This is a genomic window from Citrobacter sp. Marseille-Q3906 (assembly GCF_916618775.1).
In the GTDB taxonomy this organism is placed as follows: domain Bacteria; phylum Pseudomonadota; class Gammaproteobacteria; order Enterobacterales; family Enterobacteriaceae; genus Citrobacter; species Citrobacter murliniae.
The window spans coordinates 1,707,981-1,723,174 of sequence record NZ_CAKAKA010000002.1 but is presented as its reverse complement, the minus strand read 5'-3'; the positions used below and the strand labels follow the sequence as shown (position 1 = coordinate 1,723,174).

The window sequence follows — 15,194 nt, the reverse complement described above, 5'->3', positions numbered from 1 at the left end:
ACGGGCGAAAATACTTGCGTGGCGAAAATATATCAAAATTGATCTGAATTAATTTAACCTGGATTTTGAATGCAAGTTCTAACTTAATCTGGATCAATAAATGTTAAATTACTGGCCTCAATGTGATCTGTGTTAGATCATTTATTACTCCATTGTAGGTATATTCACTCCGCTTTTATAACCATAACGATGGAGCGGACATGAAAAAATTAACAGTTGCAGCATTGGCTTTAACAACTCTTCTCTCTGGAAACGCATTTGCGCATGAAGCCGGGGAGTTCTTTATTCGTGCAGGTTCTGCAACAGTAAGACCAACGGAAGGCGCGGGTGGTACGCTGGGAAGCTTAGGCGGCTTTGATGTCAGCAATAACACTCAGTTGGGACTGACATTCACCTATATGGCAACTGACAATATTGGTGTTGAATTGCTGGCAGCGACGCCGTTCCGTCATAAAATCGGAACGGCAACAACGGGGGATATTGCAACCGTTCATCACTTACCGCCGACGTTAATGGCGCAGTGGTACTTTGGTGACTCCAGCAGCAAACTGCGTCCTTATGTTGGTGTCGGTGTTAACTACACCACTTTCTTTGACGAAGGGTTTAATAATAACGGCAAAGAAAACAATGAATTATCGGACCTGAGCCTGAAAGACTCCTGGGGCGCAGCGGGGCAGGTGGGTATGGATTATCTGATCGATCGTGACTGGTTGATTAACATGTCTGTGTGGTACATGGATATCGATACCACCGCGAGCTATAAACTGGCTGGTGCTCAGCAGCATGACAGTGTGCGCCTCGATCCGTGGGTGTTTATGTTCTCTGCGGGTTATCGTTTTTAAGCTCTTCTGCAAAACTCCTCTGTAAAACTGGTCGTTTACCGGCCAGTTTTACCCACTCTTTCCCACGTGTATCGTTGTAATGTTCACGTATTGCTTTACTGCGATGACCTAACAAAATTTGTATGTCGATCCCTTGCTCACTGGATATCCTTTCAGCCAAAGAACGTTGCTCATGGAAAGAACAAGGGCTCTGGTGGTAGAGTAAATACGGGCTAAGTATCCTGTCCCGGCACTGAGCGATCACATTCTCAAGAGAAATGTTGGACTTGTTACAGTGTCACTTTAAAGGTGTCGTGATTTTTGCACCTGTTTGCCTTGTTCAACGAAGAGGTGATTATCTCGGACATCTGAACATTTCATATTACAAAGATCGGCCAACCGCTGCCCTGTGATGATGGCCAGCAACATCCTTTGTCTGCAGGAAGTCATTATCTTTAGCGGTAAGTGGGGCGTTTTTCTGTTTAAGCGTTTCTCCGGTTTCGTAGATGTGGGTTCTTAAAGGAGATTATTGTCCGCATGAAAGGATTTGCACCTCCACTGCCGATACCTCCATAACGGTGCGCTACCTCACCAGGGCTGATAAGTGCCAGGAGCGTCCGTCACTATCCTCACGCGAGTTTAGTGATAGGATGCGTCAGACTAATAATTTATCCCTTGATGCCGATACCTTTATTTCTTAATCAATATATGAAGGAACATATATGTATTGTATTCGACCTTTAGTGCGTCCACTTTGTTTTCTGGCGCTGTTGCCGTTTTCTCTCGTTCAGGCTACTGATAAACCTGCATTGATAGGTGGTGGTGTTAACCCCTTGTCTGTAACCAGAATTCACGATCGTGTGAATTATATGGTGTCGCTAAACTTCAATAACGGAAAAACGGCTCAGCAATGGCGTTCCGTTGATTGTAAACAGGGTAAGGCACAGCTTCTCTACAAGGATTTATTGAATGAGGAGGGATTTACCAAAGCTCGCTATTACGGCAACAGTTACCTCCGTTATGCTCCTGCTCAAGATGATAAGCAAATGACGGAAGAGGATATACGCGCGGTTTGCCAGCTACCGATAAAAGATGCAATCTGGGAAAGATTATCTCCCACGGATACAGTCGGCATTACCGAACTTGTCGATGTTAATAACATCCAGCGCATTGGTGATATTTTGTCGGTACGTATGGGGTATGACTTTGCTGATATCATCTGGGAACCGCCTTATGATGCACCGTTGGAATTAAAGATTGAGCATTACTTATATAATTGTAAAACGCATCAAGGAGATGCTGTAGCGTTAATGAACTTCGACAGTGAGGGTCGCGTTACGGACTCACTTATCACTGCTGATATTGTCCGTCGTAAAAGTGACTTCAAAATTAACACGCAAAAGGCACAACGCTTTGAGCAACTCTGCCAGTTACCCGCGGGGAAATCATTCAAAGCCGAAGGGCATTTTATACCCGCCGCTAACAAGCAAGCCTCAACATTGATGGGGCCATCAATGCCCGAACTGAGTAATAATAATCCGCAGTGGCTGAATAAATTCCCTCTGTCTGCTGCTATTGAGCACCAGACTCAGTCATTGATCAAACCATGGGCGATTCCTCGCTTTAAACAGATTCGTTATACCGAAGTTAGTGCGCTTGGCAAGACCAAAGTACAACTGGATGCACAACCGGATGGATATATACGCAAGCTGGAAGATTATGGTATCTGGACGGTGCAACGTTTAACTCTGGGTAATCAGCTACAGCTGAAGTTCACCATGTCTATTAGTAGTAGCACTACATTGCTTAACACATTGCAGACGGACCTGCGTTTCCCGTTAGTGGCTGGTCAACAATATCAGGCTCAATGGGACAGTATTGACTCCAATAAGAAAGTCACTGCATCAGCGCTACGTTGCGACGTAACGGAAGAGGGAGATGCACATAGCATTGCACCTGAGTTTAGTGGGAAATATCTATTAGTGGAGTGTCATGCAACTAATGAAGGGCAACCGGGAAGTCGTGACAAACTTGCCTGGCTGCAAGATCTCAACGTCTTCGTGCCGGTTACTCAGCAATTGGGAGATAAACCTGAAAATCCAGTGAAACTGGAAAATGTTAGTGTGATACGTTAATAACCAAACGAGCTCACCGCTTTAGCCGGTGAGCCTTTTATGACCGGCTCCCCATTTGATTAAGAGACCGAGACATTTAAGCATTAAAATCTCATAATTTTGAAAGGGTTTTAACAGATTTCACAGCTAAAAATAATATGCAAACTGGAATTGTCAGGATAAAACAGAAAAATTCAAAAATAACGACTAAACTGCCACCTGTGGAGCTAGTGAAGAAGTCTCGTTGCCAGAATTCTTTTTTTGAAAACAAAAGGGCGGTTTTTTCAATAATATACTTTGAAAAAGGGAATAAAAACGAGTTAATCAACACAGCGAGGAATAACTGATATGTCAACTCACTCTCGGGGTTGTTCATCCAGGAATAGAAAAATACGCCAATTACTATTACGCTCCACACACTATTTTTAAGATAGTATTTGAGTGTCATCCCTGATTCCATAAGGCTCCGCTCCTGTAGTTAACAACGTTCCATCCGCAAGCAGCATGCTAACAAGATCGAAAGGAAAATCAATAACGATAATCATTCTCAGTCGTGATGATGGTATCTCGCAGGGGCATTATTGATTGCGGACTTCTCACTTAACCCATACGACGATTTGGTTCTGATTTGTGATCTTGATGATAGCCAGGCGATATGAAGGCCTTTTACCGACCAGTTTTCTCTATTCTTTCCCACATGTCGCTGTCGTAGCCAGTCGCGAATTTCCTGCTACTTCCCAACAAAATTTATTGATAACGAAAAGCTTATTTATACTGGCATTGATCCCGAACAATTAAAAAGTATGATGAATTACTAAAATCATCATACTTTTTTAACTTACATCTATCGTCTTCGGGGGCACCATCTTGTCCAGACTAAACCGCACACTCATAGCGCTGCTGGCATGCGCGCCTTTTTTTGCACAGGCAGCAGCCTCCGATGAAATCACCACTGCATGGCCGGTGAATGTGGGGCCGTTAAACCCACATCTTTATACACCTAACCAGATGTTTGCTCAGAGCATGGTTTATGAGCCGTTGGTGAAATATCAGGCGGATGGTTCGGTAATTCCGTGGCTGGCAAAAAGCTGGAGTCACTCGGAAGACGGTAAAACCTGGACTTTCAACTTACGTGATGATGTTAAATTCTCTAACGGTGAAGAATTTGATGCTCAGGCCGCAGTGGAAAACTTCCGCGCAGTACTGGATAACCGTAAACGGCATGCCTGGCTGGAGTTAACCAATCAAATCACGGATGTTAAAGCGTTAAGTAAAAATGAACTGCAAATCACACTGAAGGATGCGTACTATCCTTTCCTGCAAGAGTTGACCCTGCCGCGACCTTTCCGTTTTATTGCACCTTCTCAGTTTAAAAATAACGAAACCCTGAACGGAATTAAAGCGCCGGTTGGCACCGGGCCCTGGGTGCTGAAAGAATCGAAACTCAACCAGTATGATGTGCTGGTGCGCAATGAGCATTACTGGGGTGGAAAACCTCAAATTCAAAAGGTTACTGTCAAAGTGATCCCGGATCCAACCACACGGGCTGTCGCTTTTGAAACAGGTAATATCGATCTGTTATATGGAAATGAAGGGCTACTGCCTCTTGATACCTTCGCACGCTTCAGTCAGAACCCTGAATACAGAACGCAGCTTTCAGCACCTGTTGAAACCGTGATGCTGGCGCTCAACTCAGCAAAAGCACCAACTAATGAACTGGCTGTGCGTGAAGCATTAAATTATGCAGTTGATAAAAAAACGCTGATAAAAAATGCGTTGTACGGTACTCAGCAGGTAGCAGATACGCTGTTTGCGCCATCCGTCCCTTACGCCAATATCGGTTTGAAGCCGCGCGAATACGATCCACAGCACGCAAAGTCTTTGCTGGAACAAGCTGGCTGGACTCTGCCCGCCGGAAAAACAATTCGAGAAAAAGCCGGTCAACCGTTACATATCGAACTGGCCTATGTCGGTACCGATGCTCTCAGCAAATCAATGTCTGAGATTATGCAGGCAAATATGCGCCAGATTGGTGTGGATGTTGCTCTGGTCGGGGAAGAGGAGAGCAGTATATACGCCCGTCAGCGCGATGGTCGCTTTGGTATGATTTTCAATCGCACCTGGGGGGCGCCGTATGATCCACATGCTTTCATGAGTTCAATGCGTGTACCATCCCATGCTGACTACCAGGCCCAGCTTGGTCTTCCCGACAAAGCGCAAATCGACAAAGAGATTGGTGACGTGCTGATTTCCACAGATAAAACTCAGCGTCAGGAGCTGTATCGTGACATTCTGACCCGTTTGCATAATGAAGCGGTTTACTTACCAATCAGTTATATGTCGATGATGGTGGTCGCTAAACCTGGCCTGGGGGAGATCCCTTACGCACCGATTGCCTCGGAAATCCCGTTTGAACAGATAAAACCGGTGAAACACTGATGCTGCGTTATGCTATACGGCGAATTCTGCTGCTGATTCCGATGATTTTCGCCGCGTCAGTGGTTATCTTTTTAATGTTGCGTTTGGGAACCGGCGACCCGGCACTTGATTACTTACGTTTATCTAACCTGCCCCCAACGCCTGATATGGTGGCTTCCACACGAGTCATGCTTGGGTTGGATCAACCACTCATTGTGCAGTACGGTCGCTGGCTGTGGAAGGCCGTGCATCTGGATTTTGGTATCTCTTTTGCTACTCAGCGCCCGGTGCTGGATGATGTGATGCACTTTCTGCCTGCCACTTTACAGCTGGCGGGCGCTGCACTGGTACTGATCCTGCTAACTTCTGTACCGTTGGGAATTTGGGCTGCTCGTCATCGCGACCGCCTGCCAGATTTTGTTGTGCGGATAATCGCCTTTCTTGGTGTATCAATGCCCAACTTCTGGCTCGCTTTTCTGCTGGTCATGTTCTTCTCGGTTTATTTGAAGTGGCTGCCCGCGCTGGGCTACGGCGGCTGGCAGTACATCATTCTTCCTGCTGTGTCGATTGCTTTTATGTCGCTGGCGATTAATGCCCGCTTGCTGCGTGCAAGCATGCTAGAGGTTGCCGGGCAGCGTCATGTTACCTGGGCGCGTCTGCGCGGCCTGAACGAGAAGCAAATCGAACGCCGTCATATTCTGCGTAATGCCTCGTTACCGATGATCACCGCTGTGGGAATGCACATTGGCGAATTGATTGGTGGAACGATGATTATTGAGAATATCTTTGCCTGGCCAGGCGTTGGACGTTATGCCGTATCGGCAATTTTCAACCGTGATTATCCGGTGATCCAATGCTTTACGCTAATTATGGTGGTGGTATTTGTTGTTTGTAATCTGGTAGTTGATTTACTGAATGCCGCAGTAGATCCACGTATTCGCCGTCATGAAGGAGCGCATTCTTGAACTTTTACCTCTCTTCACGCTGGTCGGTACGTCTGGCACTGATCGTTATTGTTTTGCTGGCTGTGATTGCGCTTACCAGCCAGTGGTGGTTACCCTATGATCCGCAGTCAATTGATTTGCCATCGCGTCTGTTAGCCCCCGATAGCCAGCATTGGCTGGGGACTGATCATCTGGGGCGCGATATCTTCTCCCGCTTGCTGGCAGCAACCCGGGTGTCGCTCGGTTCGGTCATGGCCTGTTTAATTCTGGTACTGACATTGGGGCTGATCGTCGGAGGAAGCGCAGGATTGATTGGCGGCCGTGTCGATCAGGCCACAATGCGTGTCGCGGATATGTTTATGACTTTTCCGACTTCAATCCTCTCTTTTTTCCTCGTCGGTGTGCTGGGTACAGGACTGACCAATGTCATTATAGCTATCGCTCTGTCGCATTGGGCATGGTATGCACGAATGGTACGTAGCCTGGTTATCTCCTTACGCCAACGTGAATTTGTGCTCGCTTCCCGACTTTCCGGCGCCGGTAATGTCAGAATATTTATCGACCATCTGGCCGGAGCGGTGATCCCCTCATTGCTCGTCCTGGCAACTCTGGATATTGGTCATATGATGCTGCACGTGGCGGGAATGTCATTTCTTGGCCTCGGTGTGACCGCGCCAACTGCCGAATGGGGTGTCATGATCAACGACGCTCGCCAGTATATCTGGACTCAGCCGCTACAAATGTTCTGGCCAGGGTTGGCGCTGTTTATCAGCGTAATGGCCTTCAATCTGGTGGGGGATGCACTGCGTGATCATCTGGATCCCCATCTCGTCACGGAGCATGCCCACTGATGCCACAACAAATTGAGCTGCAAAATCTTGTTCTGCATGCAGAGAAACCGCTGGTCAACGGCGTGTCACTGTCGCTTAAACGCGGACGTGTACTGGCACTGGTAGGGGGAAGTGGAAGCGGAAAATCGCTAACCTGTGCCGCCGCGCTCGGCATTCTTCCGTCGGGTGTCCATCAAACTGCGGGAGCCGTTCTTGCAGATGGTAAACCGGTTTCCCCTGGCGATCTGCGTGGTGTAAAAGTTGCGACAATTATGCAGAACCCACGCAGCGCATTTAATCCGCTGCGAACCATGGCTGCACATGCGCGGGAAAGCTGCATCGTGCTTGGGAAACCTGCAGATGATGCCACGCTTATCACGACTCTGGAGGCCGTGGGGTTAGAGGATGCCGCTCGTGTTCTCACTCTTTATCCCTTTGAAATGAGTGGTGGTATGTTGCAACGCATGATGATTGCAATGGCGGTGCTGTGTGATGCGCCGTTTATTGTGGCAGATGAACCGACAACCGATCTGGACGTGGTCGCGCAAGCGCGCATTCTCGATTTGCTGGACAGCATTATGCAAACTCGTGCGCCAGGGATGCTGCTGGTGACCCATGATATGGGCGTAGTGGCGCGACTGGCCGACGAGGTGGCGGTAATGGATCATGGCAATATCGTTGAGTACGGCGACGTTCAAACTCTGTTTCGGACGCCTCAACATACCGTCACGCGTAATCTGGTTTCTGCACATCTTGCTTTGTACGGCATGGAGTTAGTCTTATGACACTACTGACGGTCACGGGTATTTCACATCAATATGCCCATGCGAATTTGAGCGGCAGACACCAGCATCAGTCTGTATTAAAGGATGTTTCATTAACACTTAAAAGCGGTGAAACGGTTGCTTTGCTGGGGCGCAGTGGTTGTGGCAAAAGCACACTGGCACGTTTGCTTGTTGGTTTAGAATCTCCGACTCAGGGTTGCGTCAGTTGGCGGGGAGAGCCACTCACCCGGTTGAATCGGACAAAGCAAAAAGCATTTCGCCGGGATATTCAGATGGTATTTCAGGACTCCATTAGTGCCGTTAACCCACGTAAAACCGTACGTGATATTTTACGTGAACCCATGCGCCACCTGCTATCACTTAGTAAAACAGAACAACTCGCGCGTGCAAACGAAATGCTTAAAGCGGTTGATCTGGACGACAGCATACTCGACAAACGTCCACCACAGCTCAGCGGTGGTCAGCTACAGCGTGTCTGTCTCGCACGGGCGTTGAGCGTTGAGCCTAAGCTATTAATTCTGGACGAAGCGGTGTCTAACCTTGATCTGGTGCTGCAAGCAGGCGTAATTCGCTTGCTCAAAAAACTGCAACAGCAGTTTGGCACTGCCTGCCTGTTTATTACCCATGATTTACGCCTTGTCGAACGTTTTTGCCACCGGGTAATGGTGATGGACGACGGGAGAATTGTTGAAACGCAAATCGTGGGTGAGACATTAACTTTCTCTTCTGATGCCGGACGAGTACTACAGAATGCGGTACTCCCCGCATTCCCTGTGCGTCACACTCATGCATCATAAGGTTTAAATTGGATGTTACGTACGCTCACGCTTAACTGCGGCATGTTTTGACGTTCCGCTCTTGTTTAATCAGGTTTGTAAGCATGCCGATCGCCGCCGGAATATCGTTACTGGAGGTATTTCCGTAGCCAATCACAAGACCAGAAACCGCGCCGGGCCTCGTACAGAATGATGACAAAGCCTGAACGCCCAGACCATGCTGGTGGGCTAATTCAGCGATCCTTTTGTCATCATCTCCCGCTGCCAGCTTCAGCGTCAGGTGCATTCCTGATTTACCCCCGAGAATCTGAACCGGTGAAAAGTCGGCTATCAGCGCCTCGCGTAAAATACGCTGGCGCTCGCGGTAGAGTCGTCGCATCCGCCCCAGATGTCGGCCAAACTCTCCACTTTTCATGAAATCAGCCATAGCCATCTGCTGCAATTGTTGGCCATTTCGGAGAATTTCATTCAATACCGTTTTTGCCTGTGCCATTACGCGCGCAGGAAGTACAAGGAATCCCAGCTTTAAGGAGGGAAACATCGTCTTACTGAACGAGCCGATGTAGAGTACAGGCGTATGTGATACGAGTCCCTGCATGCTGGCTATCGGTCCGCCAGAGTGCCTGAAGTCGCCATCGTAGTCGTCTTCTATCAACCATGCTCCGGTGCGGCTGGCTTTTGAAATCAGCGCCAGTCGTCTGGCGACGGACATCACCGCCCCGGTGGGATATTGATGGGCAGGGGAGGTATAAATTAGCCTTGGTGTATGGGTCGTCCATGCATCCTTTGGTACGCGTATACCTTCTTCGTCCACCGCCATCAATACCGTATGCAAATTACCAGCAGAGAATGCTGCCTTTGCCCCACGATAGCCGGGGTCTTCCATCCAGACCGTATCGCCAGGATCTGTCAGCAGCGTTACGCAAAGCTCCAGCGCCTGTTTTGCTCCCTCGGTCACGATTATCTGGGAAACATCGCAACGCACTCCGCGCGCAACATACAGATGCGTTGCTATCGCTTCTCGTAGAGTGCGTTCGCCTGCCGGTTCGCTATAGCCCAGCGAGTGGGATTGCAACTGTCTGACCGCCCGGTCAAGGGAGCGTCGCCAGGCAGCCAGCGGAAATTCCCTGATTGCGGGCATGCCGGGAGATAACAGTGCATCGTGTACCGGTTGTAACGGGGTTTCCAGAATCGGTCTGAGGCGATCAGCCAGACGGACTGCGGGCGTGTCCGGCGATACCGGGGAGACGTTTTTGCGGTCGGCGCCTGACAGGGATGCCACACGAGTGCCCTGGCGATCGGCCAGAATATACCCTTCTGCTGCCAGGTGTTCATAAACGTTCACAACGGTATTCCGCGATACACCGAGCTCTTTTGCCAGCGTTCGGGATGATATCAGGCTCGAGCCCGCTGGCAGGTGGCCACTCAGAATCGCCTGCTGAATACGCTCTGTAAGCTGTTTTTGCAGAGATAGCGGTTCACCGCCTGGGGAGATTACCCCCGGCGTCAGAGGGGCGGTGATATCAAACATATGTCGTGGACCTATCAAAAACTAAAACCGTGGCTCTTTTCAGGATACCACAATTATTTCATCCTCTGACTCTGTTAATGATCCCGTCTCAAAGGAGCTGATCGTCACCATGACTAATATAATGAATCGCTTTAACCAGCCTGTCGGCGCCGAACTCTCTGGCTGGAGTGGCGCGAAACTTCCCGGTGAAAAATCACTGGAAGGTCGCTATTGTCGGCTTGAACGCATCAGCGCTGAACGTCATGCAGCTGATCTTTATGAGGCATACTGCGAAGCGCCGGATGAGCGCGACTGGACCTATCTGCCGTCAGGACCTTTCGAGAGTGAAGTATCCTACCGCACCAGTCTGCAGAGTGCCGAAACGTTGCGCGATCCGCTGCATTACGCTGTGATTGATAAGGCCAGCGGCAAGCCGTCTGGTACGGTTGCACTTATGCGGATTGATCCCGCTAACGGGGTCATTGAGGTCGGCTATGTGACCTATTCGCCGCGCATGAAGCGTACGCGTATATCTACGGAGGTTATGGCGCTGCTGCTTCGCTATGTTTTTGAGGAGCTCCGTTATCGCCGGCTGGAATGGAAGTGCGACTCACTCAATGCTCCGTCCCGAGCGGCGGCAGAACGCTTCGGCTTCCGATTTGAAGGCATTTTCCGCCAGGCCGTTGTGTACCGCGGGCGCAACCGTGACACCGCCTGGTATTCAATCATTGACGGTGAGTATCCTGCGTTGCGCATCGCCTACGAAAAATGGTTAGCGGCAGATAACTTCGATGATGATGGTAATCAACAGGAAAAACTCGGTAACTTGATTGCAAAAATGCGACAGGATGAACCGCAATATCGTTAAGCCTGCAGCAGGCAAAATCAGCATGGACATCCCTTTCTTGATCTGTTTTCCATAAAATACTACTGTATATAAATACAGTTATTGTGAAGGCAGATCATCATGTTGTTTTTCCAGCCTGCGGAACCCCGCGAAATCAAAAGCTTCCCGCTATTCAGTGACCATGTGCCCTGCGGATTCCCCTCGCCAGCTCAGGACTATGTTGAGAAGCGTATTGACCTGAATGAGTTGTTAGTGCGTCACCCCAGCGCAACGTATTTTGTAAAATCTTCCGGGGATTCCATGATTGGGGCAGGGATCAGTAATGGTGATTTGCTGGTCGTCGACAGTTCCAGAAAAGCAGTTCATGGCGATATTGTTATTGCTGCCATCGATGGTGAATTCACGGTTAAACGCCTGCAACTTCACCCGACAGTTATGCTTAAACCGGAGAACAGCGCCTACGCTCCTATTCTGCTGGGTAGCGAGGAGACGCTGGATGTCTTTGGTGTGGTGACGTTTATCGTAAAAGCGACTGTCTAATCATGTTTGCACTGGTTGATGTGAACGCGTTTTATGCCAGGTGTGAGACGGCATTCCGGCCAGATTTGAAGGGAAGGCCGGTTGTCGTTCTGTCAAACAACGATGGCTGTGTTATAGCCCGAAGTCCTGAAGCAAAAGCCGTTGGGGTAAAAATGGGCGATCCATATTTCAAACAAAAGGATTTGTTTCGCCGCTGCGGAGTAGTGTGTTTTAGCAGTAATTATGAACTCTACGCGGATATGAGTCTCCGGGTGATGTCCACACTGGAAGAGTTGTCCCCCCGCGTGGAGATGTACAGTATAGATGAGGCGTTCTGCGATCTGACGGGCGTAAGGAATTGTCGTGATCTGACCGACTTCGGCAGGGAAATCTGCGCAACGATACAACAGCGCACTCACCTCGCCGTCGGGGTCGGCATTGCCCAGACCAAAACGTTGGCCAAGCTGGCTAACCATGCGGCAAAAAAGTGGCCGCGGCAGACGGGCGGTGTTGTGGACTTATCGAATCTTGAGCGACAGCGCAAACTCATGGCTGCATTGCCTGTCGATGAAGTCTGGGGGGTGGGTCGCCGTATCAGCAAAAAACTGGACAGCATGGGGATTAAAACGGTTCTGGATCTGGCTGATACCGACATCCGTTTTATTCGCAAGCATTTCACTGTCGTACTCGAAAGAACGGTACGTGAATTGCGTGCTGAACCTTGTCTGGCGCTGGAAGAATTTGCACCGGCTAAACAGGAAATAGTCTGTTCCCGGTCGTTTGGTGAATGGATCACCGGATATGAGGCTATGCGTCAGGCTATCTGCAGCTATGCGTCGCGAGCTGCGGAAAAACTGCGTAGCGAACATCAATATTGCCGGTTCATATCCGTTTTCGTTAAAACCTCGCCATTTGCGCTGAATGAACCGTTTTACAGTAACAGTGCATCGGTGAAGCTGCTTACTCCAACTCAGGACAGCAGGGATATCATTGCTGCAGCGATACGAAGCCTGGATGCCATATGGAAAACTGGATATCGCTATCAGAAAGCGGGAGTCATGCTGGGTGATTTTTACAGCCAGGGCGTGGCCCAACTCAATTTGTTTGATGATAACGCACCGCGTGCAGGCAGTGAAAAATTGATGGAGGTACTGGATCTCCTGAATGCTAAAGAGGGCAGAGGGACGTTGTATTTCGCCGGGCAAGGGATTCAGCAACAGTGGCAGATGAAGCGAGAAATGCTCTCTCCTCGTTATACCACCAGATACGCAGATCTTCTTCGAGTCCGCTAGACTTATGAAGCCAGGAAAGTCCGGTGATTCACACCCAGACAGCTACGCTTATAGAGGTATCAAATATCGGGAGGGGTTATGCTAACTCACTCTGAAGCAAAACGATGGGCCACCTTAATGCTCAAGGCAGCATTATGTGATGGTATGAAGCACGAAGAAATTTCCCGACAGGTGCATCTTGTCTGTGATCATCATGGAAAGGAGTGCCTTGAAGAACTCATAGAGGAAATTCTGATAGAGGCAGGTCGAATAGGACCTAAACATAGCAATGGACAACTGAGACATCATTGAGTCTCAACTTCCGCTGCTTCCCTCTCAAAGCGTTTAATTTAGGGGGGAACCAAAGCAAGGGAAAATCGGCGCGGTATTGACAGAGGATGCACCCATTCTGGTCCCTGATTTTCTGTATTGCCAACGACTTATGTCACGAGGGTAATGCGAATTGGCCAGCCAGTGCCGCGCCATCATTACTGGCACTTCCGTCTCCTTTTTTTATGTTCTGTACTTCTCATCCGGCCTTTTCCCCTTCAATGTAATGCTACTCTTTAAGCAAACTTATCGCCTGAAACAAATTCTCGCTGCAGCGCCAGCCCTGTCTGTGAAATCGAAACTGGTTATGTTGCGGGCGTAAGCGATTGTCGGGCGGTCTGTCCGATCGCTGGTGATAGCTAACTCTTGATTTTTGTTAACAAAACATGTTCTTTTTTTAAATAAATCTGTAACTTTATCTCTCGGAGACGGTGTGACTTCACCTTATCATCAGTAACAGAATAATTGACATCTTTGACAAGCACTCAGGGCTGTTATGCAACAATATAAGCGGGTAATTGGTTTGGTCATACTGTTAACTATCAGGGTGGGTTCGTGAAGATTGTGCAGGATAAGCTCAGAAACAGGCAGGCATTGCTGGTATCGGGCCTGATTACTCTGATATTTACCTCGTTGTTCCTGTTTATCATTTACGAACAACGTATGGCCACTGCGAGTGAAGGGATCAACCGTCTGCAATCGCGCATGATGGACATTTTTAACGACAATGAACTTCTCTCTGATGCAATTGGGGAACGCTATCATCACATCAGAAATGCCGGGCAATGTGGCGATATGTCGCAATTCGTTCCGCGGAATAAGGATGAATGGGGAATCAATGCCGATCGAGCGCGGGTACATTCGGCATCGGGGAGTATTATCGCCAAAAAAATCAGTAGTCAGGCTCTGTGTATGTACACGGCGGCTGAGTTTATTCGAGGGAAGGTGAACGAGCTGAATCCGGGGACCTTCGATGCACATCGTTATATCATCGCCAAGGATGCTGACTATTTTTACTGGTTTATGCCTGCCGATGCTCGTAACTTCAATTATTCTGATTCTGAGATGGCGAAGGATGTTTCCAGTTTTTTCTATCCGCCCGTCGATTTTTATACCCGATTACTGCAAAAAAATGTCAAAAACAAAGCTCTCAGTTCAACGAACTTTTATACCGATAAAATTACCGGTGAAAAGGCGTTTAGCGTGGTGAGTTATATCTACGATCTTTCAGGTAAAGAAGTCACTGACCATATTGTGGCGTACCTGGTTTATGACCATGCGAAGCCGGAACTAAAGGAGGCGCTGGCGAACGCGTTTGAGTATCGGATCCCGGCGGGACTTAACGTGGCGCTGGTCAATTTACTCAACCTGGAGAGTCTTTGTTTATCCGGAAAATGTAATGGCGCCCACTACTCGGTCAGAAGTTTGTCAGAAAAATATGCCCTGCATTATTCAATCTCACTCAGCCGATTTATGGTGCGGGATCCCCAGGCCGGGATTGTTATTCTCCTGGCGCCATTCTTCTTCATTATGATCAGCTTTTCGTTGAAAACATGGCTTAATGAGAGTGATCTCAAGGTATATATCGACTCCCTGACCGGCTGTTTTAATCGCAAGATCCTCGACATTATCAAACGACGGGATTTATCACACTGTTCAGTGGTGCTGCTGGACTGTAATAAGTTCAAGGCTGTCAACGACACCTGGGGCCATGCGGCTGGGGATCGTGCGCTGCAAACTATTGCCAACAGAATGCTGTCTAACACCCGAACCAGTCACGATATCGTGATCCGCACCGGTGGGGATGAATTTATGATCCTGCTGTTTCGCTCCCAGGCGAGTGATGCTCTTGCCATAGCCGAGCGTATTAGTGGGCAGGTCAACAGCCACGTATTTGTGGTGGATGGTCATACAGTGCCGCTGTCGGTGTCATGGGGTATTGCAGAAGTTAATGGTGAGCTGGATGTGGCAATCCAGAATGCGGATAACGAAATGTATAAGATGAAACTGGCAAAAGTATAAAAGCCGC

At 48.7% G+C, this 15,194-nt stretch carries 13 protein-coding genes; 11 read left to right on the top strand and 2 right to left on the bottom strand.

Features of this window, described 5'->3' with window-relative positions; all coding sequences use genetic code 11:
• Positions 1-200 precede the first annotated feature (200 nt).
• Both ompW and LG384_RS12310 read left to right on the top strand, forming a co-directional pair.
• Entirely contained in the window at positions 201-842 is a 642-nt protein-coding gene (gene ompW / locus LG384_RS12315; protein WP_225760972.1) for an outer membrane protein OmpW, read from the top strand.
• Positions 843-1,543: 701 nt separating this feature from the next.
• Positions 1,544-2,956, top strand: a complete 1,413-nt coding sequence (locus tag LG384_RS12310; protein WP_048221372.1) for a hypothetical protein — start codon at positions 1,544-1,546, stop codon at positions 2,954-2,956.
• A 91-nt stretch (positions 2,957-3,047) separates the two neighbouring features.
• On the opposite strand, the gene LG384_RS12305 is transcribed toward LG384_RS12310, so the two are convergent.
• Entirely contained in the window at positions 3,048-3,395 is a 348-nt protein-coding gene (locus LG384_RS12305; RefSeq protein ID WP_045443573.1) for a colicin E1 family microcin immunity protein, read from the bottom strand.
• A 404-nt stretch (positions 3,396-3,799) separates the two neighbouring features.
• On the opposite strand from LG384_RS12305, the gene nikA reads away from it, so the two are divergent.
• From nikA to nikE, 5 genes are read left to right on the top strand one after another with little or no spacing between them, the layout of a single operon-like run.
• Complete coding sequence (gene nikA, locus LG384_RS12300; protein WP_048221373.1) at positions 3,800-5,374, top strand: nickel ABC transporter substrate-binding protein; 1,575 nt, start codon at positions 3,800-3,802, stop codon at positions 5,372-5,374.
• On the top strand, positions 5,374-6,318 hold the full coding sequence (gene nikB / locus LG384_RS12295; RefSeq protein WP_045443567.1) for a nickel ABC transporter permease subunit NikB: 945 nt from the start codon (positions 5,374-5,376) through the stop codon (positions 6,316-6,318). Before nikA ends, nikB begins: the two co-directional genes overlap by 1 nt.
• Complete coding sequence (gene nikC / locus LG384_RS12290; RefSeq protein WP_045443564.1) at positions 6,315-7,148, top strand: nickel ABC transporter permease subunit NikC; 834 nt, start codon at positions 6,315-6,317, stop codon at positions 7,146-7,148. The genes nikB and nikC overlap by 4 nt, the downstream gene beginning before the upstream one ends.
• The gene (nikD, locus tag LG384_RS12285) at positions 7,148-7,912 is read left to right on the top strand and encodes a nickel import ATP-binding protein NikD (RefSeq protein ID WP_225760971.1); all 765 of its coding nucleotides are present in this window, start codon (positions 7,148-7,150) and stop codon (positions 7,910-7,912) included. Before nikC ends, nikD begins: the two co-directional genes overlap by 1 nt.
• A complete protein-coding gene (nikE, locus tag LG384_RS12280) occupies positions 7,909-8,709 on the top strand; it encodes a nickel import ATP-binding protein NikE (protein WP_225760970.1) in 801 nt (266 codons plus the stop codon). Before nikD ends, nikE begins: the two co-directional genes overlap by 4 nt.
• Before the next feature lie 31 nt (positions 8,710-8,740).
• On the opposite strand, the gene LG384_RS12275 is transcribed toward nikE, so the two are convergent.
• Positions 8,741-10,219 carry a PLP-dependent aminotransferase family protein gene (locus tag LG384_RS12275; protein WP_225760969.1) on the bottom strand — a complete coding sequence of 493 codons (1,479 nt, stop codon included), beginning with the start codon at positions 10,217-10,219 and terminating at the stop codon, positions 8,741-8,743.
• A 109-nt stretch (positions 10,220-10,328) separates the two neighbouring features.
• On the opposite strand from LG384_RS12275, the gene LG384_RS12270 reads away from it, so the two are divergent.
• The 4 genes from LG384_RS12270 (at position 10,329) to LG384_RS12255 (ending at position 15,187) form a co-directional block, all read left to right on the top strand.
• Positions 10,329-11,066, top strand: a complete 738-nt coding sequence (locus tag LG384_RS12270; protein WP_200010975.1) for a GNAT family N-acetyltransferase — start codon at positions 10,329-10,331, stop codon at positions 11,064-11,066.
• A gap of 99 nt (positions 11,067-11,165) precedes the next feature.
• A complete protein-coding gene (locus LG384_RS12265) occupies positions 11,166-11,585 on the top strand; it encodes a translesion error-prone DNA polymerase V autoproteolytic subunit (RefSeq protein WP_200010972.1) in 420 nt (139 codons plus the stop codon).
• 2 nt (positions 11,586-11,587) lie between these two features.
• On the top strand, positions 11,588-12,856 hold the full coding sequence (locus LG384_RS12260; RefSeq protein WP_048221377.1) for a Y-family DNA polymerase: 1,269 nt from the start codon (positions 11,588-11,590) through the stop codon (positions 12,854-12,856).
• A gap of 864 nt (positions 12,857-13,720) precedes the next feature.
• Positions 13,721-15,187, top strand: a complete 1,467-nt coding sequence (locus LG384_RS12255; protein WP_048221379.1) for a GGDEF domain-containing protein — start codon at positions 13,721-13,723, stop codon at positions 15,185-15,187.
• Positions 15,188-15,194: the final 7 nt, after the last annotated feature.

Coding starts and splice junctions, on each gene's coding strand:
- LG384_RS12265 (WP_200010972.1), top strand. CDS start 11,166: ATGTTGTTTTTCCAGCCTGCGGAACCCCGCGAAATCAAAAGCTTCCCG.
- LG384_RS12260 (WP_048221377.1), top strand. CDS start 11,588: ATGTTTGCACTGGTTGATGTGAACGCGTTTTATGCCAGGTGTGAGACG.
- nikD (WP_225760971.1), top strand. CDS start 7,148: ATGCCACAACAAATTGAGCTGCAAAATCTTGTTCTGCATGCAGAGAAA.
- LG384_RS12310 (WP_048221372.1), top strand. CDS start 1,544: ATGTATTGTATTCGACCTTTAGTGCGTCCACTTTGTTTTCTGGCGCTG.
- LG384_RS12305 (WP_045443573.1), bottom strand. CDS start 3,395: ATGGAATCAGGGATGACACTCAAATACTATCTTAAAAATAGTGTGTGG.
- LG384_RS12275 (WP_225760969.1), bottom strand. CDS start 10,219: ATGTTTGATATCACCGCCCCTCTGACGCCGGGGGTAATCTCCCCAGGC.
- nikE (WP_225760970.1), top strand. CDS start 7,909: ATGACACTACTGACGGTCACGGGTATTTCACATCAATATGCCCATGCG.
- ompW (WP_225760972.1), top strand. CDS start 201: ATGAAAAAATTAACAGTTGCAGCATTGGCTTTAACAACTCTTCTCTCT.
- nikB (WP_045443567.1), top strand. CDS start 5,374: ATGCTGCGTTATGCTATACGGCGAATTCTGCTGCTGATTCCGATGATT.
- LG384_RS12270 (WP_200010975.1), top strand. CDS start 10,329: ATGACTAATATAATGAATCGCTTTAACCAGCCTGTCGGCGCCGAACTC.